The following is a 24408-nucleotide window of genomic DNA, read 5'->3' on the forward strand; positions in this document are numbered from 1 at the left end:
TCTGCTTTGCAGGGGGCGGTTTTTTTATACCTGCTGATGCCATGCTAAAAGTTGATCATAATTAGTAACTTATAGGGCTGAAATCTTGATAATTCATTTTATGAAAAAACCTTATACCTATACCTTGCTAGGTGCAGCCTGTTTCCTGTCAGGCGCTTTCGCCATGAAGCTGGCTGATGACAAGATCACGGTCGATGTGCTTCGGAGCGCGCAGCAAATGATCGGACTGAACTTCACGGATGCGCAGCTGGATTCGGCTACCGCCAGCGTGGCAGAGTTTCGGGAAGGCTACCAGCGCATCAGAAAGCAGCCACTGACCAATGATGTAGCACCTGCCTTGCAGTTCAATCCTATACCTGTGGGTTTTGAGATGGAGCAAAAGCGGGAGAAGTTTGAGGTGGAGCGCAGGAAAGGTATAAAACTGCCAGCCAACAGAGAAGATCTCGCCTTTTACACTGTTCCGCAGCTGGCTGAGCTGGTACGCACCAAGCAGATCAGTTCTGAGGAACTTACCAGGTTCTTCCTAGGCCGGTTGAAACAGCACGGGCCTACCTTGCAATGCGTAACCAGCCTGACCGAAGAGCTTGCCCTGCAGCAAGCCCGAAGGGCAGACCAGGAAATAAAAGCTGGCAAGTACAAAGGCATGCTGCACGGCATACCTTATGGTGTGAAAGACCTGTTGGCCACTAAACGATACAAAACAACATGGGGCTCCGTACCCTACAAAGATCAGCAGATTGACTTGGACGCGACGGTGGTGCAACGACTGGAACAGGCTGGAGCTGTACTGGTTGCCAAACTTACGCTAGGAGAACTGGCAATGGGGGACGTATGGTACGGTGGCAAAACCCGCTCGCCCTGGGACACCAGCAAAGGCTCTAGTGGCTCCTCAGCTGGATCAGCCTCGGCTGTGGCAGCAGGTTTACTGCCCTTTGCAATCGGTACCGAGACGCTCGGATCCATTGTATCGCCATCTACGGCTTGTGGTACCACGGGTCTGCGTCCTACCTATGGTCGCGTGAGCCGGCATGGGGCGATGGCGCTGAGCTGGTCGATGGATAAAATTGGCCCGATTGCTCGCTCTGCCGAAGATTGTGCCATTGTGTTCAATGCCATTTACGGGCCGGATGGAAAAGACCTGGCCGTTGTGGATGCGCCGTTCAATTACAACAAAAATGTTGACGTGCGAAAGCTGCGGGTCGGTTACCTGAACAAAGACTTCGACCGTGACTACCCTTTCAAGGAAAGTGATAAAGCCACGCTGGAAGCGCTCCGGAAAGCAGGTATAGAACTAGTGCCCATCGAACTGCCTAACCTTCCCGCGCGTGACCTAACCATGACCATTTCGGTGGAAGGAGCTGCCGCTTTCGACGAGCTGACCCGAAGCGGTCGCGACAGCCTGATGGTGCAGCAACACAAAAATGCGTGGCCTAATATTTTCAGGGCAGGCAGATTTGTTACCGCTGTAGAGTACTTGCAAGCGCAGCGGGTGCGCTCTCTACTTATCCAGCAGATGCACGAAAAGCTGAAAGGTATAGACGTATACCTGAGCCCTTCTTTTGCAGGCAGTAACCTGGTGATGACAAACCTGAGCGGACATCCGTGTGTGGTGGTGCCAAACGGTTTTCAGAAAAACGGCATGCCCACCACCATTACTTTTATGGGGCAGCTTTACGGGGAAGCTAAAGTACTGGCTCTGGCCAAACTATATCAGGACATGACAGACCATGACGAGCAGCGCCCGCCGATGGCATTTAGCAGCAGAAAATAAGGTATAGCGTAGTCCAAACCCAGGCGCGAGGGTGTGAAAAGTCCCTGTTTGTTAAGTTCTGATTTTATGCCTTAATTTTAATCTCAAACAACAACCTAATCAAACCATCCATTATGCTTCTTAAGAAGAAAGCCCTTCTACTGATGTCGTGGCTTGTGCTGGCCAGCGGAGCCACTGTGCAAGCGCAGGAAAACACAAGCAAGCTGAGTGTGGAGAAAATCATGCGCGATCCGACCTGGATCGGCACTTCTCCCAGCAACATATTCTGGTCAGAAGACGGCAAGAAAATTTACTTTAGCTGGAATCCGGATGCCAACCGCCAAGACTCGCTCTATAGTGTGACGGCCAATGGCGGCAACCTGCAAAAAGTGAGCGCCCAGGAACGCCGTGCCCTGCCAGGTACATGGGGTGCCCGCTACAACAGGGCTAAAACGCAGAAGGTATACGAAAAGAACGGTGACCTCTACCTGCTCGATATCAAGAGTGGCAAAACCCAGCAGATTACCAACACGTTAGAGCGCGAGAACAGCCCATCCTTTAGCCATGACGAGAAGAAGGTAGCTTTCGTGAAGGACGGCAACCTATACTTGTGGACGATCGCCAATGGCCAGTTGGCGCAGCTTACTGACTTCAAGAAAGGAAGCAAGCCTGCTGAAGAGGGCAAAAACCCACAGCGTGACTGGCTGAAAGAGCAGCAACTGGCTCTGCTGCAGATCGTGCGCGACCGCGAGGCAGACAAGCAGGCAGCCCAAAAGCAGCAGAAAGCCGACAACCCCAAAAGACCGAAAGAGATTTACATCGGAGATAAGTCCGTTGACAACATCGTGCTGAGTCCGGATGAGCGCTACATCAGCTACCGCATGGTAACACGACCGAGAAATGCCAAAGTAGCGATCGTACCGGACTTTGTTACCTCAACGGGCTATACCGAAGACATCAACACCCGCACCAAGGTGGGTGATGCACAGGCCACATTCGAATCATTTGTTTACGACATCCGCCGCGACACGACTTATGCGCTGCAGGTGGGAGGCATTGAAGGTATAAACGACCAGCCAGCCTACCTCCGCGACCGAGACACCAAGGCAAGCACCGCGAAAGAGCCTGCTACAAAACCAGCCAAAACAGAAGCGCGCGCTGTGACCGTGTTCGGCCCCATCTGGTCAGACAATGGCAAGCATGCCGTGATGGTAGCCCGTGCTGCTGACAACAAAGACCGATGGATACTGAAGCTTGAACCTGCCACCGGCAAACTGACCACGCTCGACCGCCAGCGCGACGAGGCCTGGATCAACGGCCCAGGTATAGGATTCGGTACCGGCGACATTGGTTTCATGCCGGACAACGAACAGGTATGGTTTCAGTCAGAGGAGAGCGGTTATTCACATCTGTATGCCGTGAACCTGAATAATGGCAACAGGAAGGCACTTACGAGTGGCAAATTTGAGGTTTCCGGCCCCCAGATCTCCAAAGACAAAAAGAGCTGGTATTTCACAGCCAACAAGGTGCACCCGGGCGAGAAGCATTTCTACAGAATGCCGATCAATGGCGGCGAGATGACGCAGCTGACATCTGGCACAGGCGCGCATGAGGTAACCATGTCGCCGGACGAGAAAACACTGGCCATCCGCTACTCTTACAGCAACAAGCCATGGGAGCTGTTTGTACAGGACAACAAGAAAGGAGCCAAGCCGCGGCAGGTGACGCAATCGCTGACAGATGAGTTCAAGTCCTACAAATGGCGCGAGCCGGAGGTGATCAGCTTCAAGGCGAGTGATGGGGAAGACGTATACGCCCGCCTATACCGTCCGGAGAAGGCTGTCGCAAACGGACCTGCCGTGATCTTTGTACACGGGGCTGGCTATCTGCAGAATGCCCACAAGTGGTGGAGCTCATATTTCAGAGAGTACATGTTCCACAACTTCCTGGCTGACAACGGCTATACCGTACTCGATATTGATTATCGTGGCAGCGCCGGCTATGGCCGCGACGTGCGCACCGGTATCTACCAGTTTATGGGCGGCAAGGATTTAAGCGATCACGTGGATGGTGCCAAGCTGTTGGTAGACAAGTATAACGTGGATCCGAAGCGTATCGGCATCTATGGCGGTTCTTATGGCGGCTTTATCACGCTGATGGCCATGTTCACCGAGCCGGACGTGTTCGCCGCCGGTGCCGCCTTGCGCTCTGTGACCGACTGGGCCCATTACAACCACGGCTATACCTCTAACATCCTGAACGTACCGCAGCTTGATAGCCTGGCCTATGCCAAAAGCTCACCGATCTACTATGCTGAAGGTTTGAAGGGAGCACTTTTGATCTGCCACGGCATGGTGGACACCAACGTACATTTCCAGGATGTGGTGCGCCTGACCCAACGCCTGATTGAGTTAGGGAAAGACAATTGGGAACTGGCCGTATACCCTATAGAAGACCACGGCTTTACGGAGCCAGCCAGCTGGACCGACGAGTACAAGCGTATCTACAAACTCTTTGAGGAGAACCTCAAAAAGTAGAACGCACCTATACCTTTAGTCAATAAAAAAGCGCCCGGCAGTAAATGCCGGGCGCTTTTTTTGTTCTTTATTGGAGGTGGTGCTTTGTTTGAAGCGGCAGATCAATCAGATACAAATGCTATACTTGACAACCAATCCACATATTGAACAAAGCGCTAACTATAGCTTTTCTAAACCTTAGAAGGTATAGCTCAAATTAGCTCCCTGCGAGGCTGTTCCGGTAAAGGTCGGGATGATGGTCGGGCTGAGGGACAAGCCACTGTTGTTTGACTTTTTATGCAGCTGAGGCACCAGAATGCCCACAGCAGAACCTATGGCATAACCAAGTAGGTTGTCGCTTAGGAAGTGCTTGCCGGCCCGCAAACGCAGGTACCCTACAGTGGCTGGTACGGCAGCTGCTCCCATCCACACGTACGTCCGGGCTGGTGAGTCGGGGTTAAAGTCGTGAAACACCTTGGCAAAGAAGAAAGAAGCCGCAGCCGCAGCCGTCGTATGGCCAGCATAGAAGGAGTTGCGGGCATTGGCGCGCATTTTATCACCCATCTCTACATCCGGGCTATACACCAGCGGTCTCGTTCTTGGGTTAAAGCCACTCGACATCGTGAACAGAGCACCTGTTATGGCCATGGTCTGCACATACATACCCAGAACCTGACCTGCGTTGCTGCGCACATCGTCGTTAAATGCCACCAGCGCCAAAGGAAGCGCGAAAGAACCGTAGAAAGGGATGTCACTCACTTTCTTGGCCTGGTCAGAGTCCCAGCCGGCGGAGAAGCGGTCGAAGCTGTTTACCTGACTTTTGTTAAGGTTGGCGATCTGTTCCTCGGTTAGTCCGTCCTTGTCCTGCATACGGGTGAGGCCATAGTAACTGAGTCCCATACCTGCCGCTGTAATAGGGGCGTCTACTGCAAATTTAGTTCTGTAAGGAGAGTCGTTCTGAGCCAGGCTGACTTGTGCTGTCATGGCCAGGCACCATATCATCAGAATATATTTTTTCATAGTCTAGTCTTAAATGTGCAAATTTATTGATTGAAACGGGCCTATATATAAAAGGTTTTGTATAGCTTTTGTTTAGTTTCAGTGCCTTTTAACTCTCTTTTGGCCCATAATTGGTTAGGCAACAGTTCATCAGGGTTTTATCTGTTATATACAATTTCGGTAGTGCAAAGGTTGGCCACATAAATAGATACTAAATGCAAGTATACCTTGTGTAAATGAACGTTTTTATTGTGGCGGATTTGCCGTAGCTTTGCAATCGCTGTCGTTGCCGGCAGTTGGTTTATACTTTGTACCTAAACCCATCATTGAGATGCCATATTTGTTCACCTCCGAGTCTGTATCAGAAGGACACCCGGATAAAGTAGCGGATCAGATTTCTGATGCCCTCTTAGATGAATTCTTAAAGCAGGATCCACAGTCTAAAGTGGCTTGCGAAACGCTGGTTACGACAGGGCTTGTTGTGCTGAGCGGCGAAGTGAAAACAGACGCTTACGTAGACGTGCAGAAGGTCGCGCGCGACGTGATAAAGCGCATCGGCTATACCAAATCAGAATATAAGTTCGATGCCGACGCCTGTGGCGTGATATCGGCCATACATGAGCAGTCTCCGGACATCAACCAGGGGGTGGAGCGTACCAAACCAGAAGACCAGGGCGCCGGTGACCAGGGGATGATGTTTGGCTATGCCACCAACGAAACCGACAATTACATGCCGTTGGCGCTGAGCATTTCGCATTTACTGCTGGAAGAGCTCTCGGCCATTCGCAAAGAAGGCAAAGAGATGACATACCTGCGCCCGGATGCCAAATCGCAGGTGACGATTCGCTACAGCGACAATCATGTGCCGGAGAAGATCGACACGATCGTGATCTCGACCCAGCACGACGAGTTTGTGCTGCCAGAAGCTGACAGCAACGAAGCGAAGCTTGCTGCCGAGAAGCAGATGGTGCAGAAGATCAGGGAAGATGTGGACAGCATCCTGATGCCGCGTGTGCTGAAGCAACTGCCGGAGCGCATTCAGAAGCTTTTCAACAGCGAGATCACCTACCACATCAACCCAACGGGCAAGTTCGTGATCGGTGGACCGCACGGTGACACCGGCCTGACAGGTCGCAAAATTATTGTAGACACTTACGGTGGCAAAGGTGCCCACGGCGGTGGCGCTTTCTCGGGCAAGGACTCCTCTAAGGTAGACCGCTCTGCTGCTTACGCAGCACGCCATATCGCCAAAAACCTGGTAGCTGCCGGCGTGGCCGATCAGGCGCTGGTGCAGGTGGCCTACGCCATTGGTGTGGCCAAGCCGGTTGGTCTATACGTGACGACCTATGGCTCTACTAAAGTAAACGATGCAAATGGCAACGTGATGAGCGACGGCGAGATTGCCGAGAAGGTAAACAAGTTGTTCGACATGCGCCCGTACGCCATCGTGCAGCGCTTCGGTTTGCAAAACCCGATCTTCTCCGAAACAGCTGCTTATGGCCACATGGGCAGAACACCGGGCATGAAGCAAGTGGAGGTTTCTGTTAACGGCAGCAAAGAGGTAAAAGAGTTTGAGACGTTTACCTGGGAGAAACTAGATTACGTAGATAAGATCAAGGCAGAGTTCGGTTTGTAACCGGCTTTTACCTTAAACCATAAAAAAAGGCCTGCTGAGCAATCAGCAGGCCTTTTTTATACCTTTTCAGGTATAGCAGGAAGCAGGCTTAGTGAGCCATTTGCTTCTGCTTGAATCGTTTAAGCTGGCGGCGCATGGCCTCTACGGCTGCGTCGGCTGCTGCTTCAAAAGAGGGGGCGTCTTCTTTGGAGAAGAGGGTGGAGCCTGGTACGTAAAGCTTGATCTCTACCGTCTTGTTGTCTGTTCCATCATTGTTGTTATGTTTAAGAAACACCTCGCCCTCTACAACACGGTCGTAGAATGTTTCCAGTTTATCTACTTTCTGCTGGATGAAATCGGTCAGCTGTCTGTCAGCCTCGAAGTGGATTGAATGCATCTGTAGCTTCATAATCGTAACATTTTATGGTTAAACTTATGCTTTTGGATGAGCCTTCTCGAAAATCGATTTCAGCTTCTCTATCGAATTGTGTGTGTATACCTGGGTGGCGGCCAGGCTGGCGTGTCCCAACAGGTCTTTGATGGCATTCAGATCGGCGCCATTGTTCAGCAGGTGAGTAGCGAAGGAGTGTCGCAGCACATGGGGGCTGTTATGTTCAGAAGTGGTAACCAAGCTGATGTACTTTTTAGCGACGCGATAAACGAACTTCGGATAGAGGGGTCGTTCTTTATTAGTAACGAGCAGCTTTTCAGAATTGTTATTGCCGAACAGGCTTTTCTTGTGCTCCAGATACTGCCTGATGGAATGGACGAGTGTATCGTTCAAAGGTATGATGCGGGGCTTGTTTCCCTTGCCCAGCACACGCACGGTCTTGGCGTGCAGGTCCACGTCTTCGTGCGCTATACCTATCAGTTCGGCCAGTCGCATACCGGTGCCGTACAGCAACTCCAGTATGAGGCGGTCGCGCTGCCCTTCAAAGTTATCTTCAAAGGTAAAGCTGTCCAGAAAGCTATTGAAAGGGGCTTCCGGCACGAAGGCGGGCAGTTTTTTAGACACTTTAGGTGCCTTAATACGCAGCATCGGGTTGGCGCTGATGCGCTGCTGGCCTAGCAGGAATTTATAGTAGGAGCGGAGGCAGGCAATCTTGCGGTTGACAGAGCGGGCCTCCAAGTTTTTGTGCACAAGGGTCAGGATCCACGACCGGATGATGGTATGGTCTGCCTCGGCGGGATCGGCGATCTGGTAAGTGTCCTGCAGGTACTGCGCGAACTGCCCCAGATCGGTGTGGTAAGAGGTGAGCGTGTGCGGGCTGTACCGCTTCTCGTACTCGAGATATTTAAAAAATAATTCCATACCTTGATGTAAAAGACAGGGGTGCCTGCCATTTATACCAAGGTATGGAAAAATAAAATATCTTTAAAGAAAGACTAGTAGTTTTCGTTCGCGAAAAGCTGCTGCTTGTACTTAGCTCTTTCTTTCTGCTTTCTCTTAGAAACAGATGGTTTCTCGAAGAACGTTCTCGCTCTCAGTTCTTTCAGAACACCAGTTCTCTCAAATTTCTTCTTGAATCTCTTCAGGGCACGGTCTACAGACTCGTTATCTTTTACGTTTACAATAATCATGTTTTTCCTCGCTTCTTCTGATATTTAGGGATGCAAATTTAGTTAATGTTTTACTTAAAAATCAATAGTTTGACGAAAATAATTCCGCAAGCCATTGAAATGTGCTTTCTGCACAGCTAAAACCAGCCGGCAGGCAAGTTGAGGAAACTTTTTGAGTCCGTCCTACTTCAGGATGGCTCTGGAGATAACGAGTTTTTGGATCTCGCTTGTTCCCTCACCAATGGTGCAGAGCTTAGCATCGCGGTAGTACTTCTCAGCCGGGTAGTCTTTCGTGAAGCCATAGCCTCCGAAAATCTGCACGCCCTCGTTTGCCACGCGCACCGATACCTCAGAGGCATACAGTTTCGCCATGGCCGACTCTTTGTTCACGTTCAGGCCGCGGTTCTTCATGTCGGCTGCCTGGTAGGTGAGGAGGGAGGCCGCCTCAATCTCAGTGGCCATGTCGGCCAGTTTGAACGAAATGCCTTGGAAGCTCGAGATGGATTTGTTGAACTGCTGGCGCTCCTGCGAGTAAGCCAGAGCCGCCTCAAAAGCACCCTGCGCTATACCTAGCGAAAGCGCCGCGATCGAAATTCGTCCGCCGTCGAGCACCTTCATCGCCTGGATGAAGCCTTCGCCCACTTTGCCCAGAATCTGGTCTTTGTGCACACGGCAGTCCTCGAAGATCAGCTCCGTGGTCTCGGAGGCACGCATACCCAGTTTGTCTTCCTTGCGGCCTGCGCTGAAGCCCGGCGTGCCTTTCTCGATGATGAAGGCCGTCATGCCATGGGAGTCACCCACATCTCCGGTGCGCACGATCACCACTGCCACGTTGCCGGTTTTGCCGTGCGTGATGAAGTTCTTGGCGCCGTTTATCACGTAGTAGTCGCCGTCCTGCACAGCTACGGTGCGCATGTTGCCGGCGTCAGAACCTGTGTTAGGCTCGGTCAGGCCCCAGGCACCGATCCACTCGGCAGTAGCCAGTTTAGGCAGGTATTGTTTCTTTTGCGCCTCGTTACCGAATTGCAGGATATGGCCGGTGCAAAGCGAGTTGTGCGCCGCTATCGACAGGCCAATGGAGCCGTCGATCTTGGAAAGCTCCGCGATGGCAGTTACATACTCCAGGTAGCCAAAGCCGGATCCACCGTACTCAGTCGGTACCAGCACACCCATCAGGCCCAGCTCGCCGAGCTTCTTGAACACTTCCACCGGAAACTCCTGACTCTCGTCCCACTCCATCATTTTTGGTTTGATGTGCTTGGCTCCGAAGTCACGGATCATATCGGCAATCATGCGCTGGTTTTCTGTGTAGTTAAATTCCATTTAAGTTTTGTTGTTGTTAAGTCGCGTGTATTTAACTGATAAACGAATAAAGGGTTTACAAAGCTAACCAAATTAGCCTGATTGGCAAATTCGGAGTTTTAGTTTGATTTACTTAATGTTTGAACGTAGACCATTGAGGTTATAAGGCGAATTTAGTATCGGATAGAAACTAGTCTTTTGGAGGTTTCGCTTTGTCGCCTTATAATAAAACCAAACGGCTGCGTTTATTTTGATAGCGTATATTATTTGCGTTATTTTGATGTTGCGTTGCCGTGTTTGGCAACGTTTGTGTTTTGTGCCGTGTACATACGGTTGAATTGAGCAAATGATAAAGTTTTTCCAGAATCTGTTTGGCAAGGAGGAAGTGCAGGTGGCGTCGCTGAGTGTACTCGGCGTGGACATGCACTCGCACATTCTGCCAGGTATAGACGACGGCGCCGCCACCGTGGAGCAGTCGCTGGAACTCGTGCGCGGCATGCAGGAGCTCGGTTACCGCAAGCTGATCATGACGCCCCACATCATGAGCGATTTCTACCGCAACACGCCCGAGATCATTCGCATGCAGCTGAAAGTGCTGCAGGATGCCGTTACAGCCGAAGGGATAGACATGGAGCTGGCCTGCGCCGCCGAGCACTACCTGGACGAGGCCCTGCTGCAGAAGCTGGAGGACAACGAGGAGTTGCTCACGTTCGGCGACAACTACCTGCTGTTCGAGACCTCTTTCCTGAACGAGCCGCTCAACCTGCGCGAAGCCATTTTCCGGATGCAGTCGCTGGGCTACAAGCCGGTGCTGGCCCATCCCGAGCGCTATACCTATTTTTATGGCAAGTTCAATGACCTGGTGAGCCTGCGGGAGCAAGGGGTACTCTTGCAGCCCAACCTAAACTCGCTTACCGGTTATTACTCGCCGGGCGCCAAAATGATCATCGAAAAACTGATCGACGCCGGGCTGGTTGATTTTCTGGGCTCCGATGCACACAGCCTGAAGCACATTGCCAACCTCCAAAAAGTACTTTGCTCGAAGTACCTGGTCAAGGCGCTGGAGCTTCCACTACTCAACAGTAAACTATAATTCCATCATCTCCCCTATACCTATGGCCACGGTTTTTGTGACAGGCGGCAGCGGCCTGATTGGCAGCTATCTGATACCGGCACTCGTCGCGCAGGGCCACCGGGTGCGTGCGCTATACCGGGGCCAGGTGCCAGCCATTGCGCAGGCCGACCAGGTGGAGTGGGTAGAAGGCGATATACTGGACATAGCCTTGCTGCGGAGAGCCCTGCAGGGAGTGGGGTATGTGTTCCATTGCGCCGGCCTGGTGTCGTATGCGCCTCAGGATGCCGAACTGCTGCAGCAGGTGAATGTAGAAGGTACGGCCAACATCGTAGATGCCTGCCTGGAAGCGGATGAGGAGATCAAGCTGTGCCATGTCAGCTCCATTGCCGCCATTGGCCGCAACAAAGAGGCCACTGTGCTCAACGAAAACAGCAAGTGGGATGCCGGGGAGAAGCAATCAGCCTACGCCGAGTCGAAGCATTACGGCGAAGTGGAGGTATGGCGCGGTATAGCCGAAGGGCTGCAGGCCGTGATCGTGAACCCCTCGGTAGTGTTGGGCCCAGCCGACTGGAACCGCAGCAGCACCCGCCTGTTCAAGTATGTGTACCAGCAGCGCCCGTTCTACACGCCGGGCAGCGCCAATTTTGTGGATGTGCGCGATGTGGTGGAGGCCATGCTGCGCCTGACCTTCTCGGATGTTTCCGGCGAAAGGTTTATCTTGAATGCCGGGCAGCTTACCTATAAAGAATTCTTTGCGGAGGCCGCCCGTGGTTTCGGCAAAAAGGCGCCTTCCTTCAAAGTTTCGCCTGGTCTGGCCGAGGTGGTTTGGCGACTGGAGCATGCCCGCGCCTGGCTGACGGGAGGGCGACCGCTCATCACAAAAGACACCGCCCGCGTGGCCGCCAAAAGCCACGTGTTCGACAACCAGAAAGTACGTAAAACAACAGGTATGGAGTTCAGGTCACTGGCTGAAACCATTGCCTGGACGTGTCAGGGTTTGCTGCAAATAACACGGAATCAGAGAGGTCAGGAACTGACGCGCGCAAACTAAACTATTTGCAGTTTATAAATGTAGTTAAAAGACAAGAACTGCCTTTTGCAGTTTGTGGGATATAGGAGATGAAAGAGAATTTTGACGAGCACAGCGAGGATTCCGAACTGATCATCCGGTTCGAACAGATGCTGGGAACAAACGAGACCGTTTTTTTTGACCTGACCGATTTTGAATATATCATTGACCACTATACCGCTAACTTTGACTATAAGAAGGCGTTGCTGGCCTGTGAATCCGCTATAGCACAATATCCTTTCTCGACCGGGCTTCAGATAGACAAAGCGCAGCTGCTGGCCATGTCCGGCAACTTCGATGATGCCATGGTGCTCATCGACCAGGTGGCCGAGGTGGAGCCGCAGAACCCGGACGTACTGTTGACCCGGGGCATTATCTATACACAGCGCGGCGAGTACCGCAATGCCGTAGACCATTTCAAAAAAGCCCTGGCCTTTGCCGAGGACCGCGACGATATTTACTTTAACATTGGCCTGACCTACCAAAGCTGGGGCAAGTTCAGTTCGGCTGTGAAGTACTACAAGAAGTGCATTGAACTGAACGTGGAGAACGAGGCTGCCATGCAGGAGATCATCTACTGTATGGAGATCACGGGTTCCATGCGCGAGGAGCTGCCGTTCTTTCAGGCTTTTGTCGACAAGGACCCTTACTCGCATGTGGCCTGGTTTAACCTCGGCAACGTGTACAACAAGCTGGGCTCATACGAAAAGGCTATCGCCGCCTACGACTACGCTACCATCATCAAGCCCGATTTTATCACGGCTTACAACAACATGGCCAATGCCTACGTGTTCATCGGGGAGTATACCAAAGCCATCGAGGCTTTTAACGGCATGCTGGAGCACGGTTCGCCGTCGGCAGAGGTGTTCTGCAACATAGGCGAGTGCTACGAGAAGATGCAGCAGTGGGACCTGTCGCGCCGCTATTACCAGAAGGCCATTGACCTGGACCCGGAGATGGACGAGGCCTGGTTTGGCATAGGCGTGGTGCTGGATGCGCAGGGCAAGTGGTATGAGTCGGTGCACTTCTTCAAGAAGGCCGTCACACTCTATGACGACAGCGTGGACTATTGGGTGGCGCTCGCCTCGGCCGAGTACCATGTGGGCCATGTGGTGTCGGCGCTGGAAAGCTATGCGCGTGCCGCCGAAATTCAGCCGGAGGACAAAGACATCTACCTCAACTGGTCGATCATCCTGTATGAGCAGGGAAATTTCGACGAGGCGACAGAAATTATTTTAAATGCGATAGAGCTGCAGCCTGACGAAGCAGAGCTGTATTACAGGGCCTGTGCCTACATGCTTTCGGCAGGAAAATACCGCGAAGCATACAATTATCTGGAAAATGCTTTAATTTTGGACTTCGAAAAACATAAGCTGTTGTTCGAGTTCTTCCCTGAGCTTGAGTCTCAGCGCGCATTATCCCGATTAATTGACCAATATCGCAAATAATGAACAACAACTATATTCTGAACGGCCTGCCAGAGCGTGAGGTGAAGCCGCGTGAGCGTGGTTTTACCATGGCCATGGACAAAGGCCTGAGCGTGCGCGAAGTAGAAGACTTTCTGGACGTAGCCGGAGAGTACGTAGACATCGTGAAACTGGGCTGGGCTACCTCCTATGTGGTGCCTAACCTGCAGCGCAAACTGGACGCCTACCGCGCGGCCGGTATACCTGTTTATTTCGGAGGCACGCTGTTCGAGGCCTTCATCGCCCGCAACCAGTTCGATGACTACCGTCGTGTGCTGGACAAGTACAACATGACGTTTGCTGAAGTGTCGGACGGCTCGCTGGAGATGAACCACGAGAAAAAGTGCGGTTACATCCAGACACTGGCTGAACAGGTGACGGTGCTTTCAGAAGTTGGCTCCAAGGACGCCGAGAAGATCATCCCGCCTTACATGTGGATCAGGCTGATGAAAGCTGAACTGGAAGCTGGCGCCTGGAAAGTAATTGGTGAGGCCCGTGAGGGTGGTAACGTAGGTTTGTTTCGCTCTACAGGGGAGGTGCGCAGCGGTCTGGTAGAAGAGATTCTGACGCAGGTCCCGTTTGAGAAAATTCTGTGGGAGGCCCCGCAGAAAGCACAGCAGGTATGGTTCATTAAGCTGCTGGGCGCCAACGTGAACCTGGGTAACATTGCACCAAATGAGGTAATTCCGCTCGAGACGATCCGCCTGGGCCTGCGTGGCGACACGTTCACGCACTTCCTCAACAACGGACAGCCTATCATAGACGCTTAGTATAAGACAGATAAAGAAAATTGCCCATCGGTTATTCCGACGGGCAATTTTTTTGTACGACACCATTCCTATAATCCGTGTAGAAAGTATGAAACGACGATCATTGAAAGAACACCTGCTGCTGTATTTGAAAGGTATGAGCATGGGCGCTGCAGACGTAGTGCCTGGGGTGTCCGGGGGAACCATCGCCTTTATATCCGGTATTTACGAAGAGCTGCTGAACTCCATCCGCTCCGTGAACGGGGAGGCTTTGCGTCTCATCTCCAAATTCGATCTCAAAGGCTTCTGGAAGCACATCAACGGAAGCTTTCTGGTGGTGCTGTTGGCAGGTATCCTGACTTCCATCCTGACACTTTCCAACCTGGTGGTCTACCTGCTGGCCAATCATCCTATTCTGGTGTGGGGTTTCTTTTTTGGGCTGATCGTGGCATCGGTTGTGGTGGTGGCTAAAAAGATTACCCGCTGGCGCCCGGCTACTGTTTTGTTCGGGCTTATTGGGGCTGCCATCGCTTATTACATTACGGTGGCGGTGCCGATGCAAACACCTGAGGCACTCTGGTTTATCTTTGTGGCGGGCGCCATTGCCATTTGCGCCATGATCCTGCCCGGCATTTCAGGTAGTTTCCTGCTGCTGCTCATGGCCAAGTATGAGTTCATTATGAATGCGCTGAAAGAGCTCAAGTTCGACATCATCCTGGTGTTTGGGGTGGGCTGCGTGACGGGCCTATTGGCTTTTTCGCATGTGCTCAACTGGATGCTTAAAAAGTACCACAATGTGACTGTGGCGCTGCTGACTGGCTTTATGCTGGGTTCGCTGAACAAGGTATGGCCCTGGAAGAAAACACTCGAAACATACACCGACCGTCACGGCGAGGTGAAGCCGCTCCTGCAGGAAAACATACTGCCGGGTGAGTATGCCCAGCTGACAGGGGAGAGCTCATACCTGCTCTACACGGTGCTGCTGGCTGTTTTCGGATTCTTGGTTGTATACCTGCTCGATCGTCTGGCTGACCAGCCTGCTGGCAAGGTATAGCAACCCCTAAATCTGAAAAGGCATGCGTAAATTCGGACTCATCGGCAAAAAGCTGGGGCACTCTTTTTCGAAACGCTACTTCACGGAGAAGTTCGCGCGGGAAGGTATAGCCGATGCGGCCTATGAGCTATACGAGCTGCCCAATATAGCTGACTTCCCGGATTTGCTAACCAGCGAGCCTGAACTGGTCGGACTGAACGTGACAGTGCCCTACAAAGAAGCCGTTATACCTTATCTGCACGGGTTGGACGAGAGCGCTGCCCGCATTGGCGCTGTGAACACCATCAGAATAGAAAACGGCAGTACCAAAGGCTACAACACCGACTTCATAGGCTTCCGGGATACACTACAGCAGTTTTATCCGGTAGGTGAAAGCGCTCAAGCCTTGGTGCTGGGAACGGGCGGCGCGGCCAAAGCCGTGTGGACTGCCTTGGAGGAGCTGGCCATACCTTACACCTCCGTCTCCCGAAACCCTGCTCAGAATCAGCTGCATTACGAGTCCATAACACCGGATGTGCTACAAGCCTATACCTTGATTATCAATACGACACCACTCGGTATGGCCCCAGACACAACAAGCGTTCCAGCTATACCTTACGAAGCCCTGACACCAGGCCATTATCTCTACGACTTGGTTTACAACCCCGAAGAAACCCTGTTCCTGCAAAGGGGCCGTCTGGCGGGAGCGCAAACCATCAATGGCTTGCCCATGCTCTATGCACAGGCCGATGCCGCCTGGGAGATCTGGACCAACGAGCGTCACAGATAAAATATTGCGTATATTTTATGTTATTATGAAACTTTCTGGTGGGGCTGCTGCGTAAGGAGAGGTAAATCACCCCTTTAGCCTGACACCCATGATGCAGTTGACCTACCTTCGCCAGAAAGCGCATGAGATAAATGCTGAGATTTACGCCCTATACCTGGCTGCCCGTCACCCGGAGGTAAGGTGGTATGTGCCGCTCTTGCTGGCCTTTGTCATTGGGTACGCTGTTTCTCCCATCGATCTGATTCCTGACTTGGTGCCGGTCTTCGGTTTCCTGGATGACGTGGTGTTGGTGGTGCTGGGGATACACACGGCTTATCAGCTGGTTTCGAAAAACATTCTGGGGCAAGCGCGGCTGCAGGCCTACGAGGTACTGAGCCACGATGGCGAAGGCTCCGCCGGCGCTTACCAGATCATTGGCTATACCTGGGTGCTGATCGCGGCCCTTTTCGCCATCATGCTCTACAAACTTCTGTTCCTGACAGTGCTCTAAGACTTCTCTCACCTTAAAACAAACCCGGCGAAGGCCTTTCCAATTGGAGAGGCCTTTGTTGTTTACACGCTATTTTATATTGTTAGAAAAATTAATATCAATATATTTACTGTGCAATTGTAGTAAATGCCCACCGGCCACGAACAAATATTTTTTTGTGCTTGCAACCATTGCCTCGCTATGGGAATCATAGGAGTGAAGCTAAAAGGAAAGGCGTTTGAAGCTTTTTACAAAACCTAAGTCAGAAGAGGATAAACTCATAGAGGGATGCGTGGCCGGCAAGCGGGACATGCAGCGAATGCTCTATGACCTTTATTCGCGCAAGATGATGGCGGTTTGTATGCGCTACGCCCCCACCAGCTTCGAGGCAGAGGATATCATGCAGGAAGGATTCGTGAAAGTGTTTGCTAATATTCAGAATTTTAAGCGGGACTGTCCGCTGGAGTTTTGGGTGCGACGCATCATGATCAACACCGCCCTGAAGCAGCTGCGGCAGAAGTCGCTCATGACCGTTTCACATGAAACCGAGGAGGCGGGCAATATTGCGTCAACGGACGTCAACCTGACAGGCTACTCCATGGACGAACTGCTCGGCATGATCCAAAGCCTCGCTCCGCGTTACCGCATGGTGTTCAACCTGTACGCCATCGAGGGTTACAATCACAAAGAAATAGGGGAGATGCTCGGCATTTCCGAAGGTACATCCAAATCACAGTATTCACGCGCCAGAGCCATCCTGCAAGGTATGCTCGAGCGCCAGGATAAAACATATCAAGAGCATGTCATCAGCCAATAATCAAAAGCGCCATACCTTCGAAGAGGAGTTTCAGCGCCGCCTGTACGATGCTGAGGCCAGGCCTGCCCCGGACCTATGGGCCCGCATCGACCACGACCTGACCGTGCAGGAAAATAAGGATTACAAAAAACGAGTGCTGTTCTACCGCCAACTGGCCGCCGCCTGCTTTGTGCTGTTCGCGGTGACAGGGGCGTTGCTGGCCTATTACTACAATGGCAGCAACCAGGGTGGGGCACAGCCAGGTATAGCCGCGCTGCCGGCCACCAAACCGGCCGCTACACCTGCTACCGTAGAAGAGGCCATGAAAGCCTACGCCACCCAGCAGGAAGAGGCCGCTGCCATGGCCTATACCTATCCTGAAGAAGCAACAGCCACGCGTAAAGCGGCAAATGCCACCGGTACAAGCCAGAATACAAACGGGATCGCTGTTGAGTCAAGCACACAAAGTGACGCTCCGCAGGCAGGCGACTATTTCAACGTGGCGCCAGGCTACAGTCCATACCTGGGCTATACGCCTATGGCAGGACGCAGCAGAGGGTACGTGTCAGGCGGTTTCCCGGGCAACACTGATGGTGCTGCATCCGGCGGTCTCTTCTCGCCCGGCAACCGCTATACCCAGATCATCACCTGGGAGAGCGTGACCATCACCTTTGGTAATGCCCCGGCGACTTTCGGACAGCCAAATGCGGCAGGTCGTCAGTCACTGGCAGCCAGGCCGCAGTCGTTTGCCGAGATGAGCGAGGCGCAACAGGCCAGCCGTCAGCAGGCACAGCAATCAGCACAGACGCGGACGCAACTTGCCTCCCAGCAACCGAAAGCCGTAGAAGCGGAAACCAAGGCAAACAGCCGCTGGAGCCTGAACCTGGCTTACGTGCCTACTGTGTTCGAGCAGAACATCGGCCTGCCAGACCCGCTCACGATGCCACAGAACAGCGGAAACAGGTTCAGTTTGGCTGCGGCAGGGCCGAGTGTCAATGCTTCGAAAGAGTCTTTTCAGAATATAGCCGCCGCCCGCGACGAGTTTAAGGAAAGTACCCAACCGGCCTACTCCTTTGCAGTGGAAGCGAAAGCCGGTTTCAAACTGAAAGAGAAACTGAAGCTGCTGACAGGTATAGGCTACAGCGAGAGCAGGTCACGATCCAAGTCGAACTTTATCGTGCGCCAGTTCTGGGTAAAGCCCCGCTCCAACGAGCGCTACGAGCTCAGCCCTACCACCTTCTTTGTGTCGTCGCTTAACGATGGCTTCTCGTCTGACTCTGTGAGCGTGGCCCGCACCGGCGACTCCTTCAATACGGAGTACAAGTACCGCCACCTGACCGTGCCGGTGGGCTTGCAGTACGAACACGACATCAACAAAGACTGGTTTGTGTATGCTGGCGCTGGCGTAGCCGCCAACTTCCTGCTCGAGTCGAGCGTGACGACCTCTAACCAAGAGGTGCAGTCAGTGAGCTACACAGCCGACGACACGGACTCCCCTTTCCGCAACGTGCAGTTCTCCGGCAATGGCTCCATAGGCGTTGGCAAGCGCATTTCGCCTAACCTGACGTTGGCGCTGGGGCCGGAGGTGCGCAGTTACTTCAGCACCCTGGTGGCAGACCCGGACAAGGCCGCCGCACCACAGGGAAAACCCTACGCCATCGGTATGAACATGAGCCTGAACTACCAGTTGGGTAATCCACGAAAATAATTTCAGTTTTTTTTAAGAGGGCCTGCAACCCTTTGGCGCTAATCGGAATCATAAGAGTATAGAGTGATTGGTTGATTTTTAGTTAAAAGCGCTATGCAAATGATGCTGTTCATGAGATCCGTTCTGCAAACGCTGGTGGCCCTGGTGGCGGCCAGCCGCGAAAACTTATCCGGGTGGTATGTATTGCTGGCGCTTTTGCTATTCTCCGTGCTGCTTTCGGGCTGCGCGATACAAGGCAACTCCCTTTTTGGCGCCTTTTAATCGGTGCCTCCACGCTATGAAAAAGATGGTATGGTTCGCGGCTATGGCCACCGCCCTGTTGGGGATGGCGACGGGCTGCGCAAAATCAGATGAAGACATGCAACCGGTTGTAAACGAGAAAGGGCTGCGCGAGTCTGTACAGGGCAAGTGGCGCATCGAGCGCGTTAATAACAAGCTGTGCCGCAGTGGCAACTGCACCTCTGTGATGTACACAGGCACGATGAACGACTATTTTGAGTTTAAGGCGGACAGTGCTTACCTGCAGCGGGCAAGCCAGCAAGGCTCCAAGAGTGTGTACCGCGATAGCTTTAAAGCCGACTACTCACAGCCGAACGCATTTGTGCTGAGTAATTTCGGATGGTCAGCCCGGTTCAGTGTAGTGCACCACGACCAGCGTATGCTGGTGCTGGAGGGAATCTACTACGGTTCCGACCCAAGCGCCATATTTACGGATACTTATTATTTATACAGATAAAGGGCCCCGACACAAGGCGAAGATGCCAGCAAATGAAGAAGACTGCTACATCAAACAGCTTGCAACCATTGCCCGTGTCGGGCAACCCTGCCACAAAATCCATTAGTACAACCTAAAACTATGAAAAGTGTCCTGTCCATGCTCATGCTATACCTGCTGCTGGCGCTGCTTCTTGTGAGCTGTGCCGAGCAGGAAGAGGCAGTGCCCGCCTGCCTGCAGGTGGAGGTGGTAGGACCCGATTGCCAGACGGGCTGGTATGTGCTCCAGATTCTGGATGCCAACGGCACCGGCGAGCAGCGCAGCAATCAGTACATCGGGCAACTGCAAAGCGGCTTTGTCACGACCGACAACCTGCCCGAGGAATTGCGCCAGTCTGGTAAAATAGTCTCGCTCTCGCTGGAGCGCAACACGGAGTACGGACCCCGCTGCACCGCTATCTCCACAATGTTTCCGCCTGTGCGGGTAAAGATGGTTTGTTTAGTTGAATAGTGATAAATAGAACAGTTTTTACAGTGCCTAATTTATTTAAATTGTTAGGAATAGTTAAACATGCAAAGGCCTGCTCTCAGAGCAGGTTTTTTGTTTCCGGACTATTTGTGTCGCGACTAGTATTATATTGACAAAAGCTAAACTAAGCGCTAGCTTTTCATGTTATAGTATATCTTTACATGTCGTAAAATCAACGAATGGATTTTCAGCTAACTTCAGAATTTCAACCAACCGGCGACCAGCCGAAAGCCATAGCCCAACTGACCGATGGAGTAAACAAAGGCGAACCCGCCCAGGTGCTGCTCGGCGCCACGGGTACGGGTAAGACCTTCACCATGGCCAACGTGATCAAGAATACGGGCAAACCGACGCTCGTGCTCTGCCACAACAAGACCCTGGCCGCCCAGCTCTACGGCGAGTTCAAGCAGTTTTTCCCCAACAATGCGGTGGAGTACTTTATCTCCTACTACGACTACTACCAGCCCGAGGCCTACATTGCCTCTTCGGACGTGTTCATCGAGAAGGACCTGCAAATCAATGAGGAGATCGAGAAGCTGCGTCTGCATACCACTTCCGCTTTGCTCTCTGGCCGCCGCGATGTGATCGTGGTGGCGTCGGTGTCGTGCATCTACGGTATTGGTAACCCGGAGGAGTTTGGTAAGAACGTGATCTACCTGGCGCCTGGCCAAAGGTATAGCCGCAACAACCTGCTCTATACCTTCGTGCAGATCCTCTACAGCCGCACTGAGGCGGAGTTCACACGTGGAACATTCCGCGTGAAAGGCGACACCGTAGACATCTTTCCGGCCTATGCCGACTTTGCTTACCGCTTGTATTTCTTCGGTGATGAACTGGAGCAGATCCACCGCATTGATCCGGTGTCTGGCAAGAAGATCGCCGATGAGAAAGCCGTGACGCTTTACCCAGCCAACCTCTTCGTGACGGGCAAGGACACTTTGCAGCAGGCCATTTCAGAAATTCAGTACGACATGGTGGCGCAGCACGACTACTTCCTGAAAGAAGACCGTCCGGTAGAGGCCAAGCGCATCAAGGAACGCACCGAGTTTGACCTGGAGATGATCCGGGAGTTGGGTTACTGCTCCGGCATTGAGAACTACTCCCGTTACTTCGACCGCCGCGCCCCGGGTGCCCGCCCGTTCTGTCTGCTCGACTATTTCCCGGACGATTTCCTGATGGTGATCGACGAGAGCCACGTGACCGTGCCGCAGGTACGTGCCATGTGGGGCGGTGACCGCTCCCGCAAAGTGGCGCTGGTGGAGTATGGCTTCCGTTTGCCAGCTGCCATGGACAACCGCCCACTTACTTTCAACGAGTTTGAAAGCCTGATGCACCAGGTGGTATTTGTGAGTGCCACGCCAGGCGATTATGAGATACAGAAATCCGAAGGCGTGATTGTGGAGCAAATTATTCGTCCGACCGGTCTGCTGGATCCAGAGATCGAGATCAGGCCTAGCGCAAACCAGGTGGACGACCTGCTGGATGAGGTGGACGAGCGTATCAAGCGCAGAGAACGTGTGCTGGTAACTACCCTGACCAAGCGCATGTCGGAGGAGCTGACCAAGTACATGGATCGCCTCAATATCAAAGTGAAATACCTGCACTCGGAGGTGAAGACCTTGGACCGCGTGGAGATCCTACGCGAACTTCGTCTGGGCGAAATCGACGTGCTGGTGGGCGTGAACCTCCTGCGCGAAGGACTTGATTTACCGGAAGTGAGCTTGGTAGCGATATTAGATGCCGATAAGGAAGGCTTCCTGCGTGACCAGCGCTCCCTGATCCAGACGATGGGCCGTGCCGCCCGTAACGAACGCGGACGTGTGATCATGTATGCCGACCGCATTACGGGCTCCATGCAACGCGCCATGGACGAGACCAACCGTCGCCGCGCCACGCAGATGGCCTATAACGAAGAACACGGCATCACGCCACGTACCGTGCTGAAGACCAAAGACGAGATTTTTGAGCAGACATCGGTAGCCGACGCCAAGAAGAAAGAGGTGAAGATGTACGCGGGTCCGGAAGAAGTGTCGATTGCGGCAGAACCGGTAATCCAGATGATGAAGCGCGACGAACTCGAAAAGCTCATTAAGAAAACCGAGAAGCAGATGGAAGCCGCCGCCAAGGAGCTCGACTTCCTGCAGGCCGCCAAGTACCGCGACGAACTGGCCGAACTCCGGCAACTGCTTAAGTCGAAGAGAGACTAGAGAGTTTGGGAGTTAGAAAGTTTAGAAGTTAGAAAGTGTAAAAGCACTCATGGCGTTAAGCTGTGGGTGCTTTTTGCTTCAAGACCTGTGCTCCCACGCCTCGCGGTGTCCGCAGGTCCGGCGAGTGTCTGTGCCAGAGGCCGTGGCTCCACCTGGCCACTATTACGGGTAAAGTCTTGAGAGCAGGCAGCTACGCAGCAATAAGGTATAAGGTATAAGGTATAGCCCGAGCCGCGCAGCTTTTTTTCCTGATTAGGATTCTGTATTTTAACATTTCTGTAGCCGCGCTATACCTTAGCTTCGGCTCATTCAATCAACCTACTAGCACGATGATCAAAAGAATCAGACCAATTTTACTGCCTGCCCTGATGGCCGGGGTGTTTTCAGCCTGCCAATCACCTGATACAGGTACAGCAGAAGCCGGCGCCAAAACCGTATCCGCGCTTTCGACAGAAAGCTACAGCAACTACCTGAATGCTCTTGCCGCTGACGACATGGAGGGCCGCAAGCCTTTCACCTCCGGTGAGCAGAAAACGCTAGATTACTTGGAGCGCGAATTCAAGGCGCTCGGCGTGGAGCCCGGCAATGGTGACAGCTATTTCCAGGAAGTGCCGATGGTGGAGGTGAACACGACTGCCAGCCCGACCATGACCATCAAAGGCAAGCAGCAGGAGCTGAAACTCGAAGGTCGCAACGATTACGTCATCTGGACCCGTCGTACAGATGAGACCATTGCCATCGACCCGACCGAGATGGTGTTTGCCGGTTTCGGCATCGTGGCACCGGAGTATAACTGGAACGACTATGCCGGGCTGGATGTGAAAGACAAGATTGTGGTGGTGCTGGTGAATGACCCGGGTTTTTATGCGGAGGATAAAGCCGTGTTCAATGGCAATGCCATGACCTACTATGGCCGCTGGACCTATAAATTCGAAGAGGCGGCCCGACAGGGAGCCAAAGGTGCGCTGATTGTGCATAGCACCGAACCAGCCGGGTATGGATTTGAAGTAGTGCAAAACAACTGGAACACTTCTAAAATGTACCTCGATAGCCGTGGCAAAGAGTCGTATCGTTGCGCCATGGAAGGCTGGATCACCACACCAGTAGCGGAGAAACTGTTCGCTGCCGCGGGTATGGACTACAAGGCTGTGCTGAGCAAAGCGCACCAGCCAGGCAACAAGCCATTCCCGCTGAACCTGCAGGCAAGCACTTCTATGAAGGTGAAGACACGCTACGACAAGACTTCCAACTTCATTGCCAAAATCACCGGCAGCAAGCGTCCTGACGAAGCCATCATTTATACCGGCCACTGGGACCATTTAGGTATAGGCAAGCCTGACGCGGCAGGCGACAGCATCTACAATGGTGCCGTGGACAATGCCAGTGGCGTAGCCGGTCTATTAGAAATTGCCAAAGCTTTCAAAGCGCAGTCAGAGCAGCCGGAGCGCTCTGTTGTTTTTCTGGCCGTGACAGCGGAGGAGCAGGGCCTGTGGGGGTCGGCTTATTACGCTGAGAACCCGGTATTTGCGAAAGAGAAAACAGTGGCCAACATCAACATCGACATGATGAACCCTTACGGTAAGACCAAAGACGTGGTGCTGTATGGCATGGGGCAGTCCGAATTGGAGGATTACATCACAGCGACAGCAGAAGCGGCAGGTCGTTACATTGCGCCGGAAGCGAATCCGGAGGCTGGCCTTTACTACCGCTCCGACCACTTTAACTTTGCCAAGATAGGTATACCGGCGCTCTTCATCGGTCCAGGTATAGACCTGCTGGAAGGCGGTAAAGAAGCCGGTAAGAAGAAGCTGGACGAGTACTACGCCAACTACTACCACAAAGCAGCTGACCAGGTGCACGCTGATTATAAAATGGATGGTGCCGTGGAAGATTTGAAGCTACTCTACCAGGTAGGCAAGCGTTTGGCTGGCTCGACGGAGTGGCCGCAGTGGAAGGCCGGCTCTGAGTTTAAGGCGGTGCGGGATAAGTATATGAAGAAATAAAGAGACAATCTGTGCAGGTTTAGCCACTGTCTTTCAGGTAGAGCTACATCAAAAACAG

General features: G+C 52.8%; 22 protein-coding genes. 17 read left to right on the forward strand and 5 right to left on the reverse strand.

The genetic code is table 11. From position 1 onward, the window contains the following. The first annotated feature begins 100 nt into the window (after window positions 1–100). Together B0B12_RS11950 and B0B12_RS11955 are read left to right on the forward strand one after the other, a co-directional pair. Window positions 101–1771 carry an amidase gene (locus B0B12_RS11950; protein WP_076669167.1) on the forward strand — a complete coding sequence of 557 codons (1671 nt, stop codon included), beginning with the start codon at window positions 101–103 and terminating at the stop codon, window positions 1769–1771. Window positions 1772–1884: 113 nt separating this feature from the next. Continuing rightward, complete coding sequence (locus tag B0B12_RS11955; RefSeq protein WP_083704200.1) at window positions 1885–4287, forward strand: prolyl oligopeptidase family serine peptidase; 2403 nt, start codon at window positions 1885–1887, stop codon at window positions 4285–4287. Window positions 4288–4464: 177 nt separating this feature from the next. Here the strand turns inward: B0B12_RS11955 and B0B12_RS11960 are convergent, their stop codons facing one another. Continuing rightward, entirely contained in the window at window positions 4465–5286 is an 822-nt protein-coding gene (locus B0B12_RS11960; protein WP_076669171.1) for a phosphatase PAP2 family protein, read from the reverse strand. A gap of 310 nt (window positions 5287–5596) precedes the next feature. Between B0B12_RS11960 and metK the strand changes: the two genes are divergently transcribed. Continuing rightward, window positions 5597–6901 carry a methionine adenosyltransferase gene (metK, locus tag B0B12_RS11965; RefSeq protein ID WP_076669173.1) on the forward strand — a complete coding sequence of 435 codons (1305 nt, stop codon included), beginning with the start codon at window positions 5597–5599 and terminating at the stop codon, window positions 6899–6901. Window positions 6902–6989: 88 nt separating this feature from the next. On the opposite strand, the gene hpf is transcribed toward metK, so the two are convergent. The 4 genes from hpf to B0B12_RS11985 all read right to left on the reverse strand — a co-directional run bounded on the left by hpf (window position 6990) and on the right by B0B12_RS11985 (window position 9763). Beyond that, a complete protein-coding gene (hpf, locus tag B0B12_RS11970) occupies window positions 6990–7289 on the reverse strand; it encodes a ribosome hibernation-promoting factor, HPF/YfiA family (RefSeq protein WP_076669175.1) in 300 nt (99 codons plus the stop codon). A gap of 24 nt (window positions 7290–7313) precedes the next feature. Next, window positions 7314–8192, reverse strand: coding sequence for a tyrosine-type recombinase/integrase (locus tag B0B12_RS11975; protein WP_076669177.1), 879 nt, complete (start codon window positions 8190–8192; stop codon window positions 7314–7316). 74 nt (window positions 8193–8266) lie between these two features. Further along, window positions 8267–8461: a 30S ribosomal protein S21 gene (rpsU, locus tag B0B12_RS11980; protein ID WP_007653500.1), complete on the reverse strand. Its 195-nt coding sequence runs from the start codon at window positions 8459–8461 to the stop codon at window positions 8267–8269. Window positions 8462–8623: 162 nt separating this feature from the next. After that, on the reverse strand, window positions 8624–9763 hold the full coding sequence (locus B0B12_RS11985; protein WP_076669179.1) for an acyl-CoA dehydrogenase family protein: 1140 nt from the start codon (window positions 9761–9763) through the stop codon (window positions 8624–8626). A gap of 325 nt (window positions 9764–10088) precedes the next feature. On the opposite strand from B0B12_RS11985, the gene B0B12_RS11990 reads away from it, so the two are divergent. The 14 genes from B0B12_RS11990 to B0B12_RS12050 all read left to right on the forward strand — a co-directional run bounded on the left by B0B12_RS11990 (window position 10089) and on the right by B0B12_RS12050 (window position 24350). After that, complete coding sequence (locus B0B12_RS11990; protein WP_076669181.1) at window positions 10089–10835, forward strand: tyrosine-protein phosphatase; 747 nt, start codon at window positions 10089–10091, stop codon at window positions 10833–10835. Between the two features lie 22 nt (window positions 10836–10857). Beyond that, a complete protein-coding gene (locus B0B12_RS11995; RefSeq protein ID WP_076669183.1) occupies window positions 10858–11868 on the forward strand; it encodes an NAD-dependent epimerase/dehydratase family protein in 1011 nt (336 codons plus the stop codon). A 68-nt stretch (window positions 11869–11936) separates the two neighbouring features. Then, a complete protein-coding gene (locus B0B12_RS12000; protein WP_076669185.1) occupies window positions 11937–13334 on the forward strand; it encodes a tetratricopeptide repeat protein in 1398 nt (465 codons plus the stop codon). After that, window positions 13334–14122 carry a phosphosulfolactate synthase gene (locus B0B12_RS12005; RefSeq protein WP_076669187.1) on the forward strand — a complete coding sequence of 263 codons (789 nt, stop codon included), beginning with the start codon at window positions 13334–13336 and terminating at the stop codon, window positions 14120–14122. Before B0B12_RS12000 ends, B0B12_RS12005 begins: the two co-directional genes overlap by 1 nt. An 88-nt stretch (window positions 14123–14210) precedes the next feature. Then, a complete protein-coding gene (locus B0B12_RS12010; RefSeq protein ID WP_076669189.1) occupies window positions 14211–15155 on the forward strand; it encodes a polyprenyl-phosphate transporter in 945 nt (314 codons plus the stop codon). A 22-nt stretch (window positions 15156–15177) separates the two neighbouring features. Continuing rightward, complete coding sequence (locus B0B12_RS12015) at window positions 15178–15924, forward strand: shikimate dehydrogenase family protein (RefSeq protein WP_076669191.1); 747 nt, start codon at window positions 15178–15180, stop codon at window positions 15922–15924. A gap of 88 nt (window positions 15925–16012) precedes the next feature. Next, the gene (locus B0B12_RS12020; RefSeq protein ID WP_076669192.1) at window positions 16013–16414 is read left to right on the forward strand and encodes a YkvA family protein; all 402 of its coding nucleotides are present in this window, start codon (window positions 16013–16015) and stop codon (window positions 16412–16414) included. Window positions 16415–16631: 217 nt separating this feature from the next. After that, window positions 16632–17210, forward strand: coding sequence for an RNA polymerase sigma factor (locus B0B12_RS12025; protein WP_083704201.1), 579 nt, complete (start codon window positions 16632–16634; stop codon window positions 17208–17210). After that, window positions 17194–18897, forward strand: a complete 1704-nt coding sequence (locus tag B0B12_RS12030; RefSeq protein ID WP_076669194.1) for an outer membrane beta-barrel protein — start codon at window positions 17194–17196, stop codon at window positions 18895–18897. The genes B0B12_RS12025 and B0B12_RS12030 overlap by 17 nt, the downstream gene beginning before the upstream one ends. 93 nt (window positions 18898–18990) lie before the next feature. Continuing rightward, window positions 18991–19158, forward strand: a complete 168-nt coding sequence (locus B0B12_RS20345; RefSeq protein WP_170871856.1) for a hypothetical protein — start codon at window positions 18991–18993, stop codon at window positions 19156–19158. A gap of 16 nt (window positions 19159–19174) precedes the next feature. Next, window positions 19175–19633, forward strand: coding sequence for a hypothetical protein (locus B0B12_RS12035; RefSeq protein WP_076669196.1), 459 nt, complete (start codon window positions 19175–19177; stop codon window positions 19631–19633). A gap of 120 nt (window positions 19634–19753) precedes the next feature. After that, window positions 19754–20122, forward strand: coding sequence for a hypothetical protein (locus B0B12_RS12040; protein ID WP_076669198.1), 369 nt, complete (start codon window positions 19754–19756; stop codon window positions 20120–20122). Window positions 20123–20319: 197 nt separating this feature from the next. After that, window positions 20320–22347 carry an excinuclease ABC subunit UvrB gene (gene uvrB / locus B0B12_RS12045; RefSeq protein WP_076669200.1) on the forward strand — a complete coding sequence of 676 codons (2028 nt, stop codon included), beginning with the start codon at window positions 20320–20322 and terminating at the stop codon, window positions 22345–22347. 329 nt (window positions 22348–22676) lie between these two features. Continuing rightward, window positions 22677–24350 (forward strand): M28 family metallopeptidase, encoded by a 1674-nt coding sequence (locus tag B0B12_RS12050; protein ID WP_076669202.1) that lies wholly within the window; start codon window positions 22677–22679, stop codon window positions 24348–24350. Window positions 24351–24408: the final 58 nt, after the last annotated feature.

Source organism: Pontibacter indicus, from assembly GCF_900156345.1.
Classification (GTDB): domain Bacteria; phylum Bacteroidota; class Bacteroidia; order Cytophagales; family Hymenobacteraceae; genus Pontibacter; species Pontibacter indicus.